Annotated in this window: 4 protein-coding genes and 1 pseudogene; 3 read left to right on the top strand and 2 right to left on the bottom strand. The window is 71.0% G+C overall.

The window, feature by feature from the left end; translation table 11 throughout:
* Positions 1–238: pseudogene (locus ACFXA3_RS40550) on the top strand (chaplin); the annotation flags it as partial.
* Between the two features lie 170 nt (positions 239–408).
* A complete protein-coding gene (locus ACFXA3_RS40545) occupies positions 409–756 on the top strand; it encodes a hypothetical protein (RefSeq protein WP_385196156.1) in 348 nt (115 codons plus the stop codon).
* A gap of 97 nt (positions 757–853) precedes the next feature.
* Here the strand turns inward: ACFXA3_RS40545 and ACFXA3_RS40540 are convergent, their stop codons facing one another.
* Together ACFXA3_RS40540 and ACFXA3_RS40535 are read right to left on the bottom strand one after the other, a co-directional pair.
* Positions 854–1093: a chaplin gene (locus ACFXA3_RS40540; RefSeq protein WP_385196154.1), complete on the bottom strand. Its 240-nt coding sequence runs from the start codon at positions 1091–1093 to the stop codon at positions 854–856.
* Positions 1094–1260: 167 nt separating this feature from the next.
* Positions 1261–2007 carry a hypothetical protein gene (locus tag ACFXA3_RS40535; protein WP_385196152.1) on the bottom strand — a complete coding sequence of 249 codons (747 nt, stop codon included), beginning with the start codon at positions 2005–2007 and terminating at the stop codon, positions 1261–1263.
* A 282-nt stretch (positions 2008–2289) separates the two neighbouring features.
* On the opposite strand from ACFXA3_RS40535, the gene ACFXA3_RS40530 reads away from it, so the two are divergent.
* Positions 2290–2670, top strand: a 381-nt coding sequence (locus tag ACFXA3_RS40530; RefSeq protein ID WP_385196149.1) for a rodlin, incomplete at its 3' end; no start/stop codon positions are given.

The following is a 2670-nucleotide window of genomic DNA, read 5'->3' as shown; positions in this document are numbered from 1 at the left end:
GCCGCCGGCCGCCCCCGCCGGTGACACTCCCATCCACCCGGCACCGGCACCGGCTCCCGTCCCCGAGACGCCGGCCGCACCCGTCCCCGCTGCTCCGGCTCCCGCCCCCGCCCCCGCGCAGGTGTCGGCGCCGGCGCTCGCCGAGACCGGGGCGGGCCGGCCCGGCGCCGCGGCGGCCCTCGCCTCGGCGCTGGTCCTGGGCGGCGCCATTCTGTACCGGCGGTCCCGCATCTCCTGACCGGCAATCACGGTAATCGGAAGAAATATCGGCCGGAGAATCCCCTGACGGTTCTCCGGCCGTTGCCGTACGCGTTTCCGGAGCCGCCGGGAATCGTTACCCAGGGCGAAAGCGAAGCGGCGCGACGGTGGCCGCTGACCCTCTGTCCATGAAAGAAGAGGATTTCGATAATGAAGCTCACGAAGGTAGCCGCGGTCATCGCCGGCTCCGTTGCCGCGCTCGGCGCCACCGCTCCCGCCTTCGCCGCCGATGCGCCGGCCGCGATGCCCCCGATGAGCCTGACGGGAGGCGCCACCGACGCCGTCGACTCGCTCGCCCCGGTCACCGAGTCGCTCCCGCAGACCCTGAGCAACGGGGTGGCCGAGCAGGGCGAGACCGTCGGCAAGGTCTTCGACACCGCGCAGCGCGTCAACAACTTCCGCAACAATGCGCCGGGCGAGGTACTCGGCGCGGCGAACGGGGTCACGCAGGCCTCCCCGCTGCTCGGCGGCGTGAAGCTCAACGGCGGGGCCCACTGAGCCGTTCGGCCATCCGGCCCGCCGGACACCGCGGCGGACACGACTGCGGGCGCCACCGGCGAGGCCGATGGCGCCCACGGTCAGGTGTGCCGACGCGTCAGTCGTTGACGCAGACGTTGCCGAACGTCGGGTTCAGCAGGGCGATCACGTTGACGGTGTTGCCGCAGACGTTGACCGGAACGTGAACCGGGACCTGGACCAGGTTGCCCGAGAGGACACCGGGGGAGCCCACGGCCGCGCCCTCGGCCGACGAGTCGGCCATGGCGGAGCCGGCGGCACCGGCCGCAGCGAGACCGGCGGTGGCCAGGACCAGGGCGGCCTTCTTGGCAGAGTTCATGGGAAGTGCACCTTCTGTTCGATGTGTTCTGCCCCGACGCGGGGCTCACATCGAGCGAAACGGTCCAGCGTCCCAGACGACACGGCCCCGTGCGCAATCAGACCTGATCAGCTCAATAGTCGTAAGCGCGCACGGTTTTCGGCCGCTCCTGTGCTAAGGCCTCCCCACTACGGAAGGCCGGGAACCGTCGGCGCCTCCGGCACGATCTCCACCGGCGTGAGCACCGGGCTGGCCGGCGCGGGCTTCGCGGGAACCGCCGGAGCGGCCGGCTCGGCCACGGGCACGGCCGGCTTCACGACGGGTACGGCCGGCTTGGCCACCGGCACGGCCGGCTTCACGACGGGCACGGCCGGCTTGGCCACCGGCACGGCCGGCTTCACGACGGGCACGGCCGGCTTGGCCACGGGCACGGCCGGCTTCACGACCGGCACGGCCGGCTTGGAGACCGGGACATCGGGGATCTCCGGGATCTCGGGGATCGGGATGTCCGGGATCTCGGGGATCGGGATCTCGGGGATCTCCGGGATGGCCGGGATCTCCGGGACGGCGGGGACCGACGGGATCGAGGGGAGGCCCGGGATCGACGGGAGCTCGATCGGCAGCGTCGGGATCTCCGGGAGGTTCGGCAGGCTCGGCAGCTTGATCGGCGGGAGCGTCACCCCGGGCAGCAGGCTCTGGAGGGACTTGGTGAGCCCGTCCAGGACGGCGCCGATCCCGGCGAGGAGGTCGTCGACCGGTCCGGCCGCCGCGACGCGGCGGTCGATCTGCTGCTGGGCCGCGGCGACTCGTTTCCTGGCGGCGTCAGCCGTGGCACCGTCCGCGGCGCCCGCGGGAGCGGCCGCGCCGGAGAGTATGACGACGGCGAGGGCCGACGGGACGAGGACGCGGATGCGGGACGGCTTCGTGCGGTGCATGGCGATTCCTTCGGTGGTCGCACAGAAGCGGACCCGGGCGATCCGCTTCCTTACCCACCGTGCGAACACCTTCTACGGAGCGCAACAGGATCTTGAACGGTCGCGGCTCGTTCTGCGGGCTGCGTACGGGCTTCGCGCACGCGTCCGCAGACGGCTCACCCGGGGTGGGGAAAACACCGCCCCGAACGGGCCGTTTGAGTGAAGCAGCGGAACCAACCCCCTGACAGGGCAGTTGACCAGGGCGCTCCACTAGCGGGCACTCGTGCGACAAAAGGACCAATGATGTTCAAGAAGATCATGACTGCTGCCGCCGTCACCGCCGCCGCCGTCGGCGCGGGCGCTGCTGTTGCGGCCCCGGCCATGGCCATCGGCAACGACAACGGGATCAACACCGTCAACGGCAACGGCGCCTCGCAGATCTACGGCAACCAGAAGACCAAGGGCGACATGAGCCCGCAGCTCGGCCTGGTCCAGGGCACCCTGAACAAGCCCTGCATCGGTCTGCCGGTCAAGGTCAACGCCCAGTCGATCCTGGCGGCCCTCAACGTCGGCGTCCAGGACATCAACGTCCTGTCCAACCCGATGAACCAGCAGTGCACCGAGAACTCCACCCAGGCCAAGGGCGACGAGCCGCTCTCGCACATCCTGGACAACATCCCGGTC

Origin of the sequence: Streptomyces sp. NPDC059456 (genome assembly GCF_042750055.1) — a bacterium.
Classification (GTDB): domain Bacteria; phylum Actinomycetota; class Actinomycetes; order Streptomycetales; family Streptomycetaceae; genus Streptomyces.
The sequence above is the reverse complement of the archived record's forward strand: the minus strand, read 5'-3'. Positions and strand labels throughout refer to the sequence as shown.